This window comes from Novipirellula methanifontis (genome assembly GCF_052161655.1).
Taxonomy (GTDB): domain Bacteria; phylum Planctomycetota; class Planctomycetia; order Pirellulales; family Pirellulaceae; genus Novipirellula.
This window is the reverse complement of record NZ_CP197418.1, coordinates 2,155,129-2,169,955: the sequence shown is the minus strand read 5'-3', so window position 1 is coordinate 2,169,955 and position 14,827 is coordinate 2,155,129. Positions and strand designations below refer to the sequence as shown.

11 protein-coding genes are annotated in these 14,827 nt (G+C 54.1%); 10 read left to right on the top strand and 1 reads right to left on the bottom strand.

All coding sequences use genetic code 11. The features are described 5' to 3' along the window. Nucleotides 1–126 precede the first annotated feature (126 nt). The 9 genes from SH528x_RS07630 to SH528x_RS07590 all read left to right on the top strand — a co-directional run bounded on the left by SH528x_RS07630 (nucleotide 127) and on the right by SH528x_RS07590 (nucleotide 12,046). Entirely contained in the window at nucleotides 127–1,869 is a 1,743-nt protein-coding gene (locus SH528x_RS07630; RefSeq protein ID WP_442509923.1) for a ferredoxin, read from the top strand. Between the two features lie 371 nt (nucleotides 1,870–2,240). Continuing rightward, nucleotides 2,241–2,891, top strand: a complete 651-nt coding sequence (locus SH528x_RS07625; RefSeq protein WP_442509922.1) for a hypothetical protein — start codon at nucleotides 2,241–2,243, stop codon at nucleotides 2,889–2,891. Nucleotides 2,892–3,175: 284 nt separating this feature from the next. Continuing rightward, nucleotides 3,176–6,190 carry a PSD1 and planctomycete cytochrome C domain-containing protein gene (locus tag SH528x_RS07620; protein ID WP_442509921.1) on the top strand — a complete coding sequence of 1,005 codons (3,015 nt, stop codon included), beginning with the start codon at nucleotides 3,176–3,178 and terminating at the stop codon, nucleotides 6,188–6,190. A gap of 98 nt (nucleotides 6,191–6,288) precedes the next feature. Continuing rightward, a complete protein-coding gene (locus tag SH528x_RS07615) occupies nucleotides 6,289–7,677 on the top strand; it encodes a DUF1501 domain-containing protein (protein WP_442509920.1) in 1,389 nt (462 codons plus the stop codon). A 136-nt stretch (nucleotides 7,678–7,813) separates the two neighbouring features. Further along, nucleotides 7,814–8,428: a hypothetical protein gene (locus tag SH528x_RS07610; protein ID WP_442509919.1), complete on the top strand. Its 615-nt coding sequence runs from the start codon at nucleotides 7,814–7,816 to the stop codon at nucleotides 8,426–8,428. After that, nucleotides 8,428–8,850: a transcriptional regulator gene (locus tag SH528x_RS07605; RefSeq protein WP_442509918.1), complete on the top strand. Its 423-nt coding sequence runs from the start codon at nucleotides 8,428–8,430 to the stop codon at nucleotides 8,848–8,850. Before SH528x_RS07610 ends, SH528x_RS07605 begins: the two co-directional genes overlap by 1 nt. A gap of 63 nt (nucleotides 8,851–8,913) precedes the next feature. Then, on the top strand, nucleotides 8,914–10,614 hold the full coding sequence (gene ispH / locus SH528x_RS07600) for a 4-hydroxy-3-methylbut-2-enyl diphosphate reductase (protein WP_442509917.1): 1,701 nt from the start codon (nucleotides 8,914–8,916) through the stop codon (nucleotides 10,612–10,614). A 106-nt stretch (nucleotides 10,615–10,720) separates the two neighbouring features. Further along, complete coding sequence (locus SH528x_RS07595; protein ID WP_442509916.1) at nucleotides 10,721–11,794, top strand: Gfo/Idh/MocA family protein; 1,074 nt, start codon at nucleotides 10,721–10,723, stop codon at nucleotides 11,792–11,794. 63 nt (nucleotides 11,795–11,857) lie between these two features. Beyond that, the gene (locus SH528x_RS07590; protein ID WP_442512097.1) at nucleotides 11,858–12,046 is read left to right on the top strand and encodes a DUF1501 domain-containing protein; all 189 of its coding nucleotides are present in this window, start codon (nucleotides 11,858–11,860) and stop codon (nucleotides 12,044–12,046) included. 370 nt (nucleotides 12,047–12,416) lie between these two features. On the opposite strand, the gene SH528x_RS07585 is transcribed toward SH528x_RS07590, so the two are convergent. Further along, the gene (locus SH528x_RS07585) at nucleotides 12,417–12,554 is read right to left on the bottom strand and encodes a hypothetical protein (RefSeq protein WP_442509915.1); all 138 of its coding nucleotides are present in this window, start codon (nucleotides 12,552–12,554) and stop codon (nucleotides 12,417–12,419) included. On the opposite strand from SH528x_RS07585, the gene SH528x_RS07580 reads away from it, so the two are divergent. Further along, nucleotides 12,553–14,205: a CocE/NonD family hydrolase gene (locus tag SH528x_RS07580; protein ID WP_442509914.1), complete on the top strand. Its 1,653-nt coding sequence runs from the start codon at nucleotides 12,553–12,555 to the stop codon at nucleotides 14,203–14,205. The two genes, SH528x_RS07585 and SH528x_RS07580, sit on opposite strands and share 2 nt — an antisense overlap. Nucleotides 14,206–14,827: the final 622 nt, after the last annotated feature.

The window sequence follows — 14,827 nt, the reverse complement described above, 5'->3', positions numbered from 1 at the left end:
CATTGTAAGTGACGGATCACGATCTAGTCTCGATGGTGTCGCTCGGGGGATCGGCAACCGGCTTAGCTACTGGTCATGGCTAGGCCTTGCATACATTTACCCCTATGTTTTTGGAGCGTGACAACTGTGAAGTGGTTTGCAAATTTCTCGGCCATCTGTGTGGCGTTGGTCGTATCCAGCGTTTCTCAGGCTGGCAACTGTCTTCCCTGTGGCGGATGCAGTGATCCTTGTGCTAGCGGTGCCGTTTCGACGGGCGCTGGCTGTGGAAGTGCCGCGGATTGCGGTGCTGCGATGAGTTCAGGTGCCGGATGTGCTACCGAACTCGGTTCTGTTGGGGGAGCTATTTCCCTCGGCGGTGAATCTTTGTGCCAGCCAGTGACAACCTATCGCGTTGTCTTGGAGCCAAAGTTCGTAACGGAAACTCGCATCGTTTGTGCGACGGAAAATCGAAACGAAGTGCGACATCGCACGAAAACGGTTTACAAAACCGTCCCTGTGACTGAAGAGCGTTATCGCACGAAGGTCGTCAACAACCCTGTTACCGAAACCAAGACTGTTGAGTACAGCGTTTTGGTTCCTGAAAAATCAGAAAAGACTGTCGAAGTCACTGAGTCGGTACCTGTTTGGGTCGAAGTTCCTGAAGAGTACACCGTGCGTGTACCTGTTCTCGTGGACGTTCCTGAAAACTACACCGTCAAGGTTCCTCAGTTGCAGGACGAAACGTTCACTTACACCGTCAGCGTTCCTCAGGTCGTGACCGAGCAACGTATGCACACCGTCGTGAACGCGGTTCCTGTGTCGAAGACTCGCACCATCCAAGTTTGCGTGCCAACGACCACCATGAAAACCGTCAGCAAAGATTACGGTCATTGGGAAGAGCAAGTGGTTGCCGTTGCATCGGCACCCGCAGCGAACTACAGCAACGGAAGTGGTTATGGCAACGGCATGATGGGCGGATGTGGCTCATCGGTAGGTCACCATCGCGGTTGTGGTCTGTTTCGCGGACATTGCAAACGATCTTGTGGTCGTTGTGCATCGAGCTGTGGCTCGTCGTGCGGTAGCTCGGCATGTGGCAGTTCGGCTTGTGGTAGCTCCGCCTGTGGCGGTTGCGGATCCAACGGCGGTAGTGGCAACGGCGCTTCGATTGCCGGTGTAAGCCAAGCTTCGGTTGGCGCTTGTGGTACCACCACCAAACGCGTTTGGGTTCCCAATGTTGTCACCGAGCAAGTTGCTGTTTCCGGTACCAGCACACGTTCGCAAGACGTGAGCTACACCGTGTACGAGCAACAAAGCGAGCAAGTACCTTACGAATGCACCAAAGTTGTGTATCAACCTGAAACACGTACCGGTACCAAAAAGTCGGTCGTTTACGTTGACGAAACACGCACTCGCATGCGTAAAGAAGTCAAGTACAACGACGAAACTCGGACTCGTATGCGTAAGCAACTTGAGTACACCACTGTGACCAAGACCGAGACGATTCCTCACGTCAGCTATCGCACTGAAAAACGTACCAAGGACGTTAACTACACCTACAACGTTCCTGAACACGTTGTTGAGCCATACACCGTGACTCGTTACGACTGCGTTGCTGAACAACAAGTCGAAGAGTACACCGTATGCGTTCCTGTGATTGTGAACAAAGAACAAAAAGTTCAAGTTTGCAAGATGGTTCCACGCTTGGTCGAAGAAGTCGTCAACCTCTGCTGTGATGACGACTCCGGATCGGCTTCTGGGGCTGCAGGCGGCAATGGCTGTGGATGCTCGGCACCCGCTGCTCCCGCTTGCACTTCATGTGGTTCGGCTCCTGCCGCTCCAGCATGCACTTCATGTGGCTCGGCCGCAGCATCGTGTGCTTGCGGTAGCTAGTCCGTCAAACGATTGACAGGCGACTTGACGCGTTCAATTCGCCGTAATTTAAACGAAACCGCCCGTTCGCAATTCATTTTGCAACGGGCGGTTTTTTCATGCAAACACTGCCTTTTTTGGCCTTTGACGCGGTGGAGTGGCTCCAGGATGCATTTCGTCGCGATACGCGAATCAAATTCGCCATTTTCCGATTGTTCGGGTTACGCATGCGACAAGATGATGGGGTGGAGAAAGATCGTCAAACAAAATTAGACTTCGCTTGGTTGGAAACTACCTTCAATTGTACGTGTGGGGGGAAAGGTCGCCCACATGCTTTCACCTATCACAACTTGAACGTTTCACACTCTTCCAATTTTGGAGTTCCTCAGAAGATGTCATTTCCTTTTTCGCTAAAGAACCTTGTTGCTTGTTTCGCTGTTGCTGCAATTTCATCGTCGGCTCTCGGCCTGAACTTGGTCGCTGACGACGAAACCAAAGCTGCACCGGCTAAGAAAGCCGACGTTGTTGCCAAGGCGACTCCGGTTGCTAAAGCTGTTGTCTCGAGCAAATCGCGTCCACTGAGCGTCAGCGTTGATTTGATCAGCAAAACGGTCATCCAAGGCACCTTGACCGACACCACCCAGCTGGACATGCAAACCTCGTTTGGCGTTGCCAGTATTCCGCTGACGGAAGTTGCGGGAATCAAATTTGCATCGGCCGACGATGCTTCGACCACCGTTGTCATGCTCAATGGTGACTCGATCACCGGTGCTACCGACGTTAAACTCGTCACTGTTGAAACCGAATGGGGCATCGCCACCATCAACGGCAGCAGCATTGGATCGATCTTGTTCGTTCCTGGTGTCGATTGGAACCCACAAGCTGGTTTGAACGGCAAACGATGGAACTTGGCGAATGAGCCCAAGGAACCTGTCGCTGCAAAAGCACCTGCCAAGCCCCAAGCTCCAGCACCAACGCAACCACGTCAAATCGTTTATCCAAATGGTTCGACCGCTCCAAGCCAATACTATCGCGGACGATAGTCTGAGCTGCTAACTGAATAACGAATTCGGGCTGGCGTTTCTGTCAAAGGAAACGCCAGCTTTTTTTCGTAGTTTAGCGATGCTTGTTGTTTAGCGATGATCCGAGTCGAGCCCCCCCTGCTGCCTTCTCAGCTCCTCGTGGCATATTCGTGGCATATTCGTGGCATATTCGTGGCATATTCGAGCCTTCCGCTACCAACTGAAGAATGTGTGCGGAACAAGCGGGACTTGGTACAATAGCCGCCGTTATCCCGCCTTGCTGTCCCACCTTCGGATCAAACTCGATGTGTGAAAACTTTTTCACTGGCATCCGCCACGTTACTGCTTTCGCCGTTGTATTGGCCAGCGGATCGTGCGTGTTTGCCGATCGACCGCTGCGATTCAATCGCGATGTCCGTCCGATCTTGTCCGACAAATGTTTCGCCTGCCACGGACCCGATGCAGAAACGGTCGAAGGCGGATTGCGGTTGGACCTGCGTGACGAGGCAACCGAAGCGAGCGGTGCCATCGTGCCCGGCAACGCCTCGGAAAGCGAGTTTATTCGCCGGATCGTTTCCAATGATCCCGACGAGTTGATGCCGCCGCCGGAATCCCACAAACATCTCGACGCGTCCGAGAAAGCGTTGCTACGTCGCTGGATTGACGAAGGAGCCATCTACGAGCCGCATTGGGCGTACGTTCCCTTAGTCCGTCCAACGTTGCCAGCGTCAACCGCCGACGCGGCGAGACAATCAGTGATCGATCGGTTTATCGCCAGACGGTTATCCGAGGAAGCTGTCCAGCCGTTGCCACAAGCCGACCGTGTTACCTTGATTCGGCGGTTGTCGTTTGATTTAACCGGACTTCCGCCAACGCTTGACGAAGTCAAGGCGTTCGTCAACGACACGAGTGATGATGCCTACGAAAAACTCGTCGACCGCTTACTCCAATCGCCACGTTACGGCGAGCGAATGGCCATCTATTGGCTGGACCTCGTTCGTTATGCCGACACCGTCGGATACCACGGGGACCAGGACGTGTCACAGTCGCCGTACCGTGACTATGTCATCAAGGCGTTTAACGCAAACATGCCTTATGACCAATTTGTTCGTGAACAACTCGCAGGCGATCTGCTTCCCAGTCCCTCAATCGACCAGCTTGTCGCCTCGGGATACAACCGCTTGAACCAGACAACAGAAGAGGGTGGAGCTCAGGCCAAGGAATATCTATCGATCTACTTTGCCGACCGTGTCCGTAACGTTTCACAAGTCTTCATGGGAGCCACCGTTGGGTGTGCCCAGTGTCACGACCACAAATACGATCCCTATACCGCACGCGACTTTTACTCGCTCGGCGCGTTTTTTGCTGATCTTGAAGAACGCGGTGTCTATGGCGCCCGCAGTCGTCCCCCGAGCATTCGAGTGCCACGTGAATCGGATCTCGAAAAGATCGAAGCGATCAATCAACGCATCGCAAGCGTCACATCAGAACAACAGTCGGTTCGCCAAAACCTGATTGCATCCCAGCCGCAATGGGAAGCGGAGGCGAAGGCTCAGATTTCGGAAAACATCGAAGTCGAAACGGTGTGGATTGATGACGCTCAAGACACGGGAGGCAACAGCGATGGCGACTGGAATTTTGTCTCCTCCGAATCGGCGCCGGTGCACAGTGGCACCGCCTCGCGGGGTCAATCCAGTAAAGGACTGGTCCAGCATTTCTTTCTCGGTGCGAAAAAGACCGCCGTTGTTTCAGTCGACACCCGCTTTTTCGCCTGGGTCTACCTCGATCCGAAAAACCCTCCTCAGTCCATCATGCTGCAGTGGAACGACGGCCAATGGGATCATCGTGCAGTCTGGGGAAGCGACGCGATTACGTATGGCCGACGAACCGAATCGTGGGTCGGGTACCAACGACGCGGCGAGCTGCCGGAAACCGGCAAGTGGGTACGGCTCGAAATGGCCGCGGATCAGGTGGGTTTAACTGCCCAAAAACCTGTCGTAGGAATGGCGTTCACTCAATTCGGAGGCCAAGTTTACTGGGACAAAGCCGGTTGGATTTCCGCGGGAGGCGTGCCGGAATTGGTCGCAGACGCACTTCAAATTTCCCCCGATGATCGCAACGAAACTCAATTCTCGGCGGTGCGAGAGTATTACCTCGCCAATTCACCGCCCCTCATTGAGCTTAACCAACGCTTGACACGCCTCGAAGCCGAGCGGACGGCGGTCGAAGAATCATCCCCGATGACGCTGGTCAGTAAATCGGTCACGCCACGTACGATTCGGGTCCAGCCTCGCGGTAATTGGATGGACGATTCGGGTGAAATTGTCGAGCCTGCGATCCCGGCATTCCTGGGGGAACTTGAAGCCAACGGACGCGCAACACGACTCGATTTGGCCGATTGGCTTTGTCGCTCCGACAACGTTTTAACATCGCGTACGATGGTCAATCGACTTTGGTACTTGATGTTTGGACGGGGGATTTGTGCCAGTGTCGATGATTTTGGCGCGCAAGGCACGTTTCCTTCGTATCCCGATCTGTTGGATTGGTTGGCCGTCGAATTTGTCGAGTCGGGCTGGGATATCAAACACGTGTTGCGGATGATCGTCACCAGCGAGACCTACCGCCGATCCTCGCGCCCGACGGAGCAGCTTCGCAAACTCGATCCTTACAACGAGCTCTTCGCTCGCCAAGGCCGATTTCGCATCGACGCGGAAATGGTGCGTGGCAATGCACTGGCGATCAGCGGTTTGTTGGTCGAGCAAATCGGGGGTAAAAGTGTCAAGCCGTATCAACCCGAGGACTATTATGCTCAGCTGAACTTTCCTCGCCGAACCTATGTCGCAGACCAAGGCAATGACCAATATCGACGAGGTGTCTACACGCATTGGCAACGAACGTTTTTGCATCCAATGCTCAAAGCGTTCGACGCACCAAGCCGCGAGGAATGTACGGCGGCGCGAGCAAAGTCCAATACGCCGCTGCAAGCGTTGTCGCTGCTAAATGATCCGACCTTTGTCGAGGCAGCTCGCGTGTTTGCCGCCAGAATCATGCGTGAATCGGGACCATCGGTCGATCAGCGTATCGAGTGGGCCTATCAAACTGCCCTCTCTCGTAAACCCGAGACAGAGGTGGCCAGTGAACTGAGGCAAATTTACGACCAGCACCTCGCTCACTACACGAGCAAGAAGGACGAGGCGTCGAAGTTGGTTTCCGAAGGAAACGCGTCCGTCGCCACGGATTTGCCCGCAACTGAATTGGCGGCCTGGACGAGCGTGGCTCGCGTTTTATTAAATTTGCACGAAACGATGATGCGATACTAATTGATCGATTGGAATTCACTTCCGCGATTGCCCTTTTTTCATTCACTTGATCAATCGAGACGACGATGTTCTCTAATCGGTTCCCGCTTCAAAACGAGATGGCACGACGAACCTTCCTGCAGCGAGGCGGGCTAGGGACGATCGCGTTAACGTCGCTGTTTCGTGGCAGCGATTCGGCCGCTGCGGCCTCTCTTGCCTCGGGTGGTCTTCATCATCGTCCCCGCATCAAACGAGTCATCCATCTCTACATGGCTGGTGGACCGAGTCATCTTGAAACTTTCGATTACAAGCCAGAAATGGCGAAGTACGATGGCCAACCAATGCCCCAATCGTTAACCGAAGGTCAGCCGATCGCTCAGTTGCAAGGTAAAACGTTGAAGGTCATGGCGCCGCAGCACCCGTTTGCTCGCCATGGTCAAAGCGGATTGTGGATGTCGAGTGTCTTCAAGCACACCACGTCACTTGCCGATGACATCTGCGTCGTCAAGTCGATGCATACCGAGCAAATCAATCACGACCCCGCGCACACGTTTTTCAATACCGGCACCGCGATCAGCGGCCGCCCATCGATGGGTGCGTGGGTGATGTATGGGCTCGGCGCGGAAACACAAGAATTGCCTGGCTTTATCGTTTTGACCAGCGAAGGAGGAGGCCAAAGTCAACCGATCAGTTCGCGGCAATGGCACTCGGGATTTTTACCTAGTCGCTTCCAAGGAGTCCAAATGCACGCGACGGGAAATCCAGTGCATTATGTTGGCAACCCCGCCGGCGTCGGTCCACGCCAACAGCGAGATGTTGTCGATGCGGTTTCGCGGATCAATACGCTCCGCAACCGAGAACTTGATGATCCCGAAATTGCAACTCGAATCAGCGGTTACGAGATGGCGTTTCGGATGCAGACGTCCGTGCCCGAATTGACGGATATGTCTGGCGAACCCGAACACATTGTAAAAATGTATGGTTGCACTCTTGGGGATGGTTCGTTTGGAAGTAATTGTTTGTTGGCTCGCCGATTAGCCGAACGGGGCGTGCGGTTTATCCAGCTGTATCATCGCGGTTGGGATCACCATGGCGGTGTCAAAAACGGCGTGGCAAAGACCGCGTCGCTGGTCGATCAAGGAACCGCGGCGCTGGTCAATGATTTGAAGCAGCGCGGAATGCTCGAAGACACGTTGATTGTGTGGGGAGGCGAGTTCGGACGCACGCCGATGGCTCAAGGCAGCGGTCGAGATCACCATATCAACGGATTCTCGCTGTGGATGGCAGGCGGCGGTGTCAAAGCGGGCAGCACTTACGGAGCGACCGACGAGTTCGGCTACAACGCGGTCGAGAACAAAGTGCATGTTCGCGATTTCCACGCCACAATGTTGCACATGTTGGGGATCGACCACAATCGATTCAGCTACAAATTCCAAGGGCTCGATTTCCGGTTGACTGGCGTCGAACCCGCCCACGTCATTAACGGAATCCTTGATTCCCAAACGTGAGACTTCTAGGCATTTTTCAGTTGCACAACATTTCGCCACCCTATTTGCCCGATCTTTTTGCTTGACACCGCTCGCAGAAACGTCTACTTTGCAATGCAAAGCAACGTAAACTTTCCGCTCTTCGAGACGAGTGTCCATGCGAATTGACGAGGCCCTGCAGCAACTCGATCTGATTTCGGCGGTCGCCGATCGGTCGAGAACGTTTGATGGGTTGCGGGCTGCGCCGACTGCGGCGTCGGGCGTCATTGCATTGCTCGCCGCCACGATCCAAACGCGATTGGTATCGTCATCGCCCACGCCACTGCAATCCTATTTGCTGCTTTGGATCAGCGTCGCTGCAGTTTCACTTTCAATCGTGATCGCCGATATGGCGGTTCGCTACTATCGTGATCCAACCGCGCGTGCACGACGAATGACGCTTGATGTGTTATCGCGATTGGCTCCTGCGATTGTTGTCGGTGCCGCAATGACGTTGATCGTCTTTGTGACGGCACGCGAGGTCGCTTGGATGTTGCCCGGATTGTGGTCGGTGCTGCTTGGCTTGGGGATTTTCGCAGCCTCCTCGCTATTGCCGCGATCGCTTTCGCAAGTTGCAATTTGGTACATCGGTTGTGGTTTGGCCGTATTGATGATGTCACACGGCGACGGGGCACTGAGCCCGTTGGCGATGGCCATCCCGTTCGGCGGTGGCCAATGTTTCGCTGCTGTGTTGATGCACAAACAGACCCGCCGACAAGAGGCGCAGTCCTGATGGCTGATGCGAAACGCAACGATCAAACGAAGCAACCATCATCGTCGGGACGCTTTGCCTACGATGGACTCGATCGAGTCATGCATGAAAAAGCACGTCTGGGGCTGATGACTTGTTTAGCTGGCGCCCCCGAAGGCTTGACGTTCAACGAGCTAAAGCGTCTGTGTGATCTGACCGACGGCAATTTGAATCGACATCTAAAACAACTTGCCGATGCAAACCTCGTTCGACTCGTCCGTGACGACGCAGCTCGACGTCCGCAAACGACATGCTTGTTGACCGACGCGGGCCGCGAAAGTTTTGCTACTTACTTGGCAGAACTGCAACGTGTGCTCGGTGATGCCCAGCGACAAATCAATGCGCAGCAACAAGTCAAGGTTAAGGGCAAATCCGTCTCGCGACTGGCGTCTGATTCGTCCTGAGGATTGTTCTTTTTATTTGCCCATTCACTTTGTAATGCAAAGCTTTCGAGAAAGGTCGACTTCATGGTCCAGATTATTCGTGCCGAGCATCTTGGGTTTTGTTTCGGAGTTCGAGACGCATTGGCAACAGCTCAGAGTGTTTCGCACCCCGAGCAGACGTCGGTCTATGGCGAGCTTGTACACAATCAAGACGTGACACGCGATTTGAGTGCACGGCAATTCGAGTTGCTTTCGGAAGTGGATCGCGAAACGTTACCTGATCGGCCTGTCGTGATGGTGACCGCACATGGGATCAGCAATCAACGTCGGAAACGATTGATGGACGCTGGCAAGGAATTGGTCGACACAACATGTCCGTTGGTGCGACGCGTCCATGATGCTGCGATGATGCTTGTCGAACGAGGTTACTTCGTCGTTGTGATCGGCAAGCGGGACCATGTCGAAGTGCTCGGCATCGTCGAAGATTTGCCGCCGGGACGCTGGGCCGTCGTTTCGGATCCTGCGGATGTTCCCAGGCAACTTGGATCGGAAATTGGCATCGTTTGCCAAACCACAATGCCCGAAGAAATCGCCTTGGCGTGCCGGGACCGCATCGCTGAGCTACACCCAGATTCGTCCATTCGTTGGGTCAACACGATTTGTCGCCCGACGCGACAACGGCAAGCGGCGGTGGATTTGCTCTGCGAACAAGTCGAAGTGGTCGTGGTGGTGGGCGGCAGCAATTCCAACAACACGCGGCGGCTCGTCGATCGCTGTATCGCGTCGGGGTGCCAGACGTATCACGTTCAATCGGCAGACGATTTGAAGAGCGAGTGGATTGACCATTGTGAACGAATCGGACTGACCGCGGGTACGTCGACTCCGGATGCGACCATCGATGCGGTACAGCAACGGATCGTTGAGTTGTCAGCCCACGACGATCAAAACCACAGCGATCAAAAACTCCGCGGGCAAACTCCTAATCGATCTGCTCACACCGCCACGTCGTCTTGTGCTCTGTGGGATAATAGCCAGTGGAGTCGCTATTTCATCCGAAATTTGGCGGAGGTGCCAACAATCCCGTGGTCCGATTCGCCAACGTTAACCGCCGCCGAGCGAACTGCGATCGCGGCCTCGGTACAAACATTTCAGTTGGGCGAGAGTGGCGAGGGTCGTCATATCAAACGTTGTGCACGAGACTGGATCGACCGAGGCGGGGATCCTGATTACCTGGCCGCACTGACGTTGTTTTTGCAAGAAGAGAATCAGCATGCCGCATGGCTTGGGCGACTGCTGACTCAAGAGGGGGTGCCGCTTCTGCAAAAGCAGTGGTCCGATGGTTGTTTTCGCTTTTTGCGTCATTTAGCGGGGCTGCGAACTTCGATCTCTGTGTTGGTAACCGCCGAAATTTTGGCTCAGGTGTACTACTTGGCATTAATGCGAGCGACCGCATCGCCGACGGTGAATGCGATCTGCCGGCGGATATTGCGAGACGAACGAGCTCACGTGGTATTTCAGCAAAGTCAGAAACGTAAACTCTCGGACGACTGGGGAGCTATTCGACGTTTTTGTGTTCAGACAGTGGAAAATATTCTGTTTGAGGTTGCCCGCCGAATTGTCTGGCACGAGCACAAAACGGTGTTTCTCGCCGCTTCGATGGACTGGACCGCCTACCGCAACCGAACATCGCGCCGTTGGTCTGCGGCGGGCAAATGGACCAGAAACACTCTTGTTGCCGTGAATTCGAGCGATTCAAATGGAGAGGCATCCGCTGATGCCGCATGAATCGAGCTACGGACATATTTGTCGGCTGGTTTTGCGTCGCCGTCATTGCTTCCCATTCGCTTCCCCTTCACTCCGCAGGCAAAACATGACACTCAGTCGCAGAACGATGATTGGATCAACGGCAGCACTCACCGCGTCGACGTTGCTCACCCATGCGAAGGCGCAAGCCGCTGACGAAAAAACAACCGTCAATTTTGCCTTGGTCGGCCTGGGTAGTCTGAGTACCAATCAAATTGCACCGGCACTTCAGAAGACCAAGCATGCAAAATTGGTCGGGATCGTCACGGGGACGCCGGAGAAAGAGAAAATCTGGTCCGACAAATATTCGATCAAGCCCGAGAATATTTACAACTACGAAAACTTCGACAAGCTCGCGGCGAACAAGAACATTGATGTGGTTTACATCGTGTTACCCAACGGGATGCACAAAGAGTTCACGGTGCGAGGCGCGAACGCGGGCAAGCACGTGCTGTGTGAAAAACCGATGGCCAACAGCAGCGAAGATTGCCGTGCGATGATCGCGGCATGCAAACAAAACGATCGCAAACTTGCGGTCGGCTATCGCTGCCAATTCGAGCCGCATCATTTGTTCTGTCGTGAAACGGTTCAATCCGGAAAATACGGACCGCTGCATGCGATCGAAGCCGGATTTGGCTTCAAAATTGGCGATCCGAATCAGTGGCGACTGAAGGCTGACTTGGCGGGCGGGGGTGCAATGATGGACGTGGGGATCTACGCATTGCAAGCGTGCCGCTTTCTAACAGGCGAAGAACCGGTTGCTGTGACCGCGCAAGAGACCAAGATGGATCCCAAGAAATTCGCCGAGGTGGACGAAACGATTACGTGGACGATGACGATGCCAAGCGGCGTAAACTGTTACTGCAGCACCTCGTACGCGTTTAACGGAATCAATCGCTTCAATGCCTACGGCGAATCGGGCTGGTTAGGGCTCGATCCCGCCTACAGCTATAACGGGATCACTGGTCAGAGCAAAGACGGTCCGATCCAATTTGAAGCAATCGACCAATTCGCAGCCGAGATGGACGCGTTCGCGAAATGCATTCTAGAAGATCGCCAAAGCAGTGTGTCGGGTGAAGAAGGACTGCGAGATTTGTTGGCAATCGAAGCGATTTATAACAGTATCAAAACAGGCAAGCGAACTTCGGTGCAAAAGGCTTAGGCTGTTCAATCTTTCACAATCTTGGGATTGCGAGAGTTATCTTATAGCGATGTTTTCCGTCCAGTGGACCAGTCACGAAGTGACGACCTGTTTTGCCCCGGATGCTCAAAAGGGCTCAAGAAAAACCATTCCGATAATATCTTGGCCGTCGATCAACCGATCGACGGATTTTTAGAAGACTTAGAGTGGCATGGTTTTTTGGACGAGAAGTTGGTCGTTATTGCGTCAGAGTTAGGCCGCACCCCCGATTAAAAATCGGCCTTCACGTGACCGATGTCTACGCCACGATCAGGCATTAATTCTGGCTGGCCCCCCGAAGACTCGAGTTTCCAGGTAAGGAACGGTTCGAACTCAACCACGGACAACTAGTTTTCGATATCATTTCTTGACGCACTTGAACTAAGCACCCTGGCACAACTCTTTTCGTTCGACGAGTTATGCAACGAAACTTGTGCATGGGTGCTGACTTGAGTGTTCTGTCAGGATTGAACATGAAAGTTTGTTCGTAGTGTAAATGATTTGACGAGTTCCGTTCCGACGTCACCCTCAGCCCCTGCTGCGAATCCCCCCTCCTGCCCCCACCAAGAATCCAACCCTCTGTTGTTAGGAAAGTAAACGTGAGTCATTTGCCAAACCGTTCCAACCGGCCAATGCCGCTGGTCTCTGGGTTCCAATTCAATCCGTCTGCTAACGGCAACCTGAATCCGTCGTTCTCATCAAGGTGTTGGGACAAGAATGGGTTGGCAGCGATTATATTCATGTTCTTACTCGTGAATTCCGCAACGGCGCAAGACGCGGCACGCAGACCAGAGGACCTCGATCTCGGTGGCGTTCGTGAGACGCACGTCATGATCCCGATGCGAGACGGCAAACGTTTGTCGGCCTATGTGTATACTCCCGAGGGCGAAGGGCCTTGGCCAGCGGTGTTCGAGCAACGCTACTCGAATCTACGTGGAAAGGGATCACGCCAAGCGGCGGCAAGACTTTCGAGCGCGGGATTTGTTGTCGCGCTCGTGAATTTTCGTGGCACTCAACTTTCCGAAGGTTCTTACATTGGCTATCGCGGCTTGCAATGGGGAGAGCTGCAGGACGGCTATGACACTTGTGAATGGCTGGCTCGCCAGGATTGGTGCACCGCCAAGGTGGGCACCTTTGGTGGTTCCCAAGCCGGGTATGCCCAAAACTATCTCGCCGTGACTCAGCCACCTCATCTTGTTTGTCAGTACATGATCGACACCGGACTGAGCCTGTTTCATGAAGGGTATCGAATCGGCGGCATCACGCGACCCGGACGATTCAAATCGATGGATGGGGTTTGCCGGGATCCTCAGGACAATCGGCGGTTGCTGCAGCAGTGGTTTGAACATCCGACTTACGATGCTTATTGGCAAGCCGAGGACTGTTCTCGTCACTTCGATCAAATGAACGTTCCCTGTTTTACAATTGGCAGTTGGTACGACTTTATGAACCAAGGATCGATCGCCAGTTTTCAGGGGCGGCAACATCATGGCGGCGAGCACTCGCGTGGCCAGCAACAATTATTGATCGGCCCATGGTTGCATGGCGGAGCGAACAAACGTAACAGCGTTGGTGAACTCACCTATCCGGAAAACGCCAGTTGGCTCGGTGACGAGCACATGGCTCGCTGGTTTCGGCATTATCTGCTGGACGACGACAACGGTGTGTCAAATGATCCGCCGGTGCGTTACTACGTGATGGGGGCTGTCGGTGAGCCCGAAGCCCCCGGCAACCAATGGCGCTCCGCCGAAGATTTCCCTCCCCCGTCCACACCTACCGCGATGTTTTTGCATCCCGAAGGAGGTTTGTCCGATTCGTTGCCAGAAACGAAAGCAAGTTCGACCGATTACATCAGCGATCCCTGGAACCCCATGAAGATTCCTGGTAGCTCGTTCCCCGGTGCACGCGACGCTCGCGGATTTGAGCAGCAAGCGGAGGTGCGTACCTTTACGACCGAGCCACTCGCCGAGCCGACCGAATGGACCGGTCGGATCCAAGCCGAGCTGTATCTCTCTTCGGCCGCTCGCGACACCGACGTCATCGTCCGCATCAGTGACGTTTATCCCGATGGCCGCTCGATGTTGATTGTCGATTATCCTTGGCGTACCCGCTATCGTGACGGCTTTGAAAGTGAAACGCTGATGGAGCCCGGGCAAGTCTACAAAATCGCGTTTCCCGTTGGTTGGATCAGCCAGGTCTTTAACAAGGGGCATCGGATTCGCGTCACGGTCGCTAGCACCGGCGCTCCACTTTATGAGCCGAATCCACAAACCGGTAAACCGTTAACGATGGAATTCCCCGACGATGCGGTGAAAGCCATCAACACGATCCACCACAACTCGCAACATGCATCACGCATCATTGCGCCGGTGTTGCCGTATCACGGAAAGTAGTCCGAATGGTCTCCATCGAGAATCTTGGCGCCCGCACGCCACGCGTATTTTGTTTCTCCAGAAAAATGGTTCCCTAAGACGCAATTCACATTCCGCTTTGCTGCTTTGGCATCGGTCGCTGTGGCGAGCGCCGTGGATGCGGATCGTGAGCTCGCCGATCCATCGCTCACCCCCACGTCAACGTGGCCATCATAGGCGACTCAATCCCCAAAAGCGTTCGTGCCGGCGTGTCGCCGGCGCAAACACTTCCGCGAAGTTGGAACCCAACTTAACCACTGAAAAAGTCGCAGTTAGCTGGATACGACCTAACGCGAAGCATATGTTTTGAAGCCGCGGTTTTGTATTTAAACGCCAAGAATGCCAATGAGTTGTAGGCCCACGGCCCGGTCGATTGCTCGGATTCATTGACGACGCCTTGCATATGCCAAACCGCTGGCCCTTAGGTTCGTCTGCATCGAAGACCTGGCTCAGGTTCTCAGGGGCAAAATTACTTCCTCCAAAGTCGCTCCATATTCAAAGCTGTCTGCGTAGCTGCAACGCACGATGATTTCATCTGCTCGAATCAAAATGCAATAAATTTGTTGCATCGTGCTTCGGGCTCTGATACAACCAAACGCGTTGG

Coding starts and splice junctions, on each gene's coding strand:
- SH528x_RS07625 (WP_442509922.1), top strand. CDS start 2,241: ATGTCATTTCCTTTTTCGCTAAAGAACCTTGTTGCTTGTTTCGCTGTT.
- SH528x_RS07615 (WP_442509920.1), top strand. CDS start 6,289: ATGGCACGACGAACCTTCCTGCAGCGAGGCGGGCTAGGGACGATCGCG.
- SH528x_RS07605 (WP_442509918.1), top strand. CDS start 8,428: ATGGCTGATGCGAAACGCAACGATCAAACGAAGCAACCATCATCGTCG.
- SH528x_RS07610 (WP_442509919.1), top strand. CDS start 7,814: ATGCGAATTGACGAGGCCCTGCAGCAACTCGATCTGATTTCGGCGGTC.
- SH528x_RS07580 (WP_442509914.1), top strand. CDS start 12,553: ATGTTCTTACTCGTGAATTCCGCAACGGCGCAAGACGCGGCACGCAGA.
- ispH (WP_442509917.1), top strand. CDS start 8,914: ATGGTCCAGATTATTCGTGCCGAGCATCTTGGGTTTTGTTTCGGAGTT.
- SH528x_RS07585 (WP_442509915.1), bottom strand. CDS start 12,554: ATGAATATAATCGCTGCCAACCCATTCTTGTCCCAACACCTTGATGAG.
- SH528x_RS07620 (WP_442509921.1), top strand. CDS start 3,176: ATGTGTGAAAACTTTTTCACTGGCATCCGCCACGTTACTGCTTTCGCC.
- SH528x_RS07595 (WP_442509916.1), top strand. CDS start 10,721: ATGATTGGATCAACGGCAGCACTCACCGCGTCGACGTTGCTCACCCAT.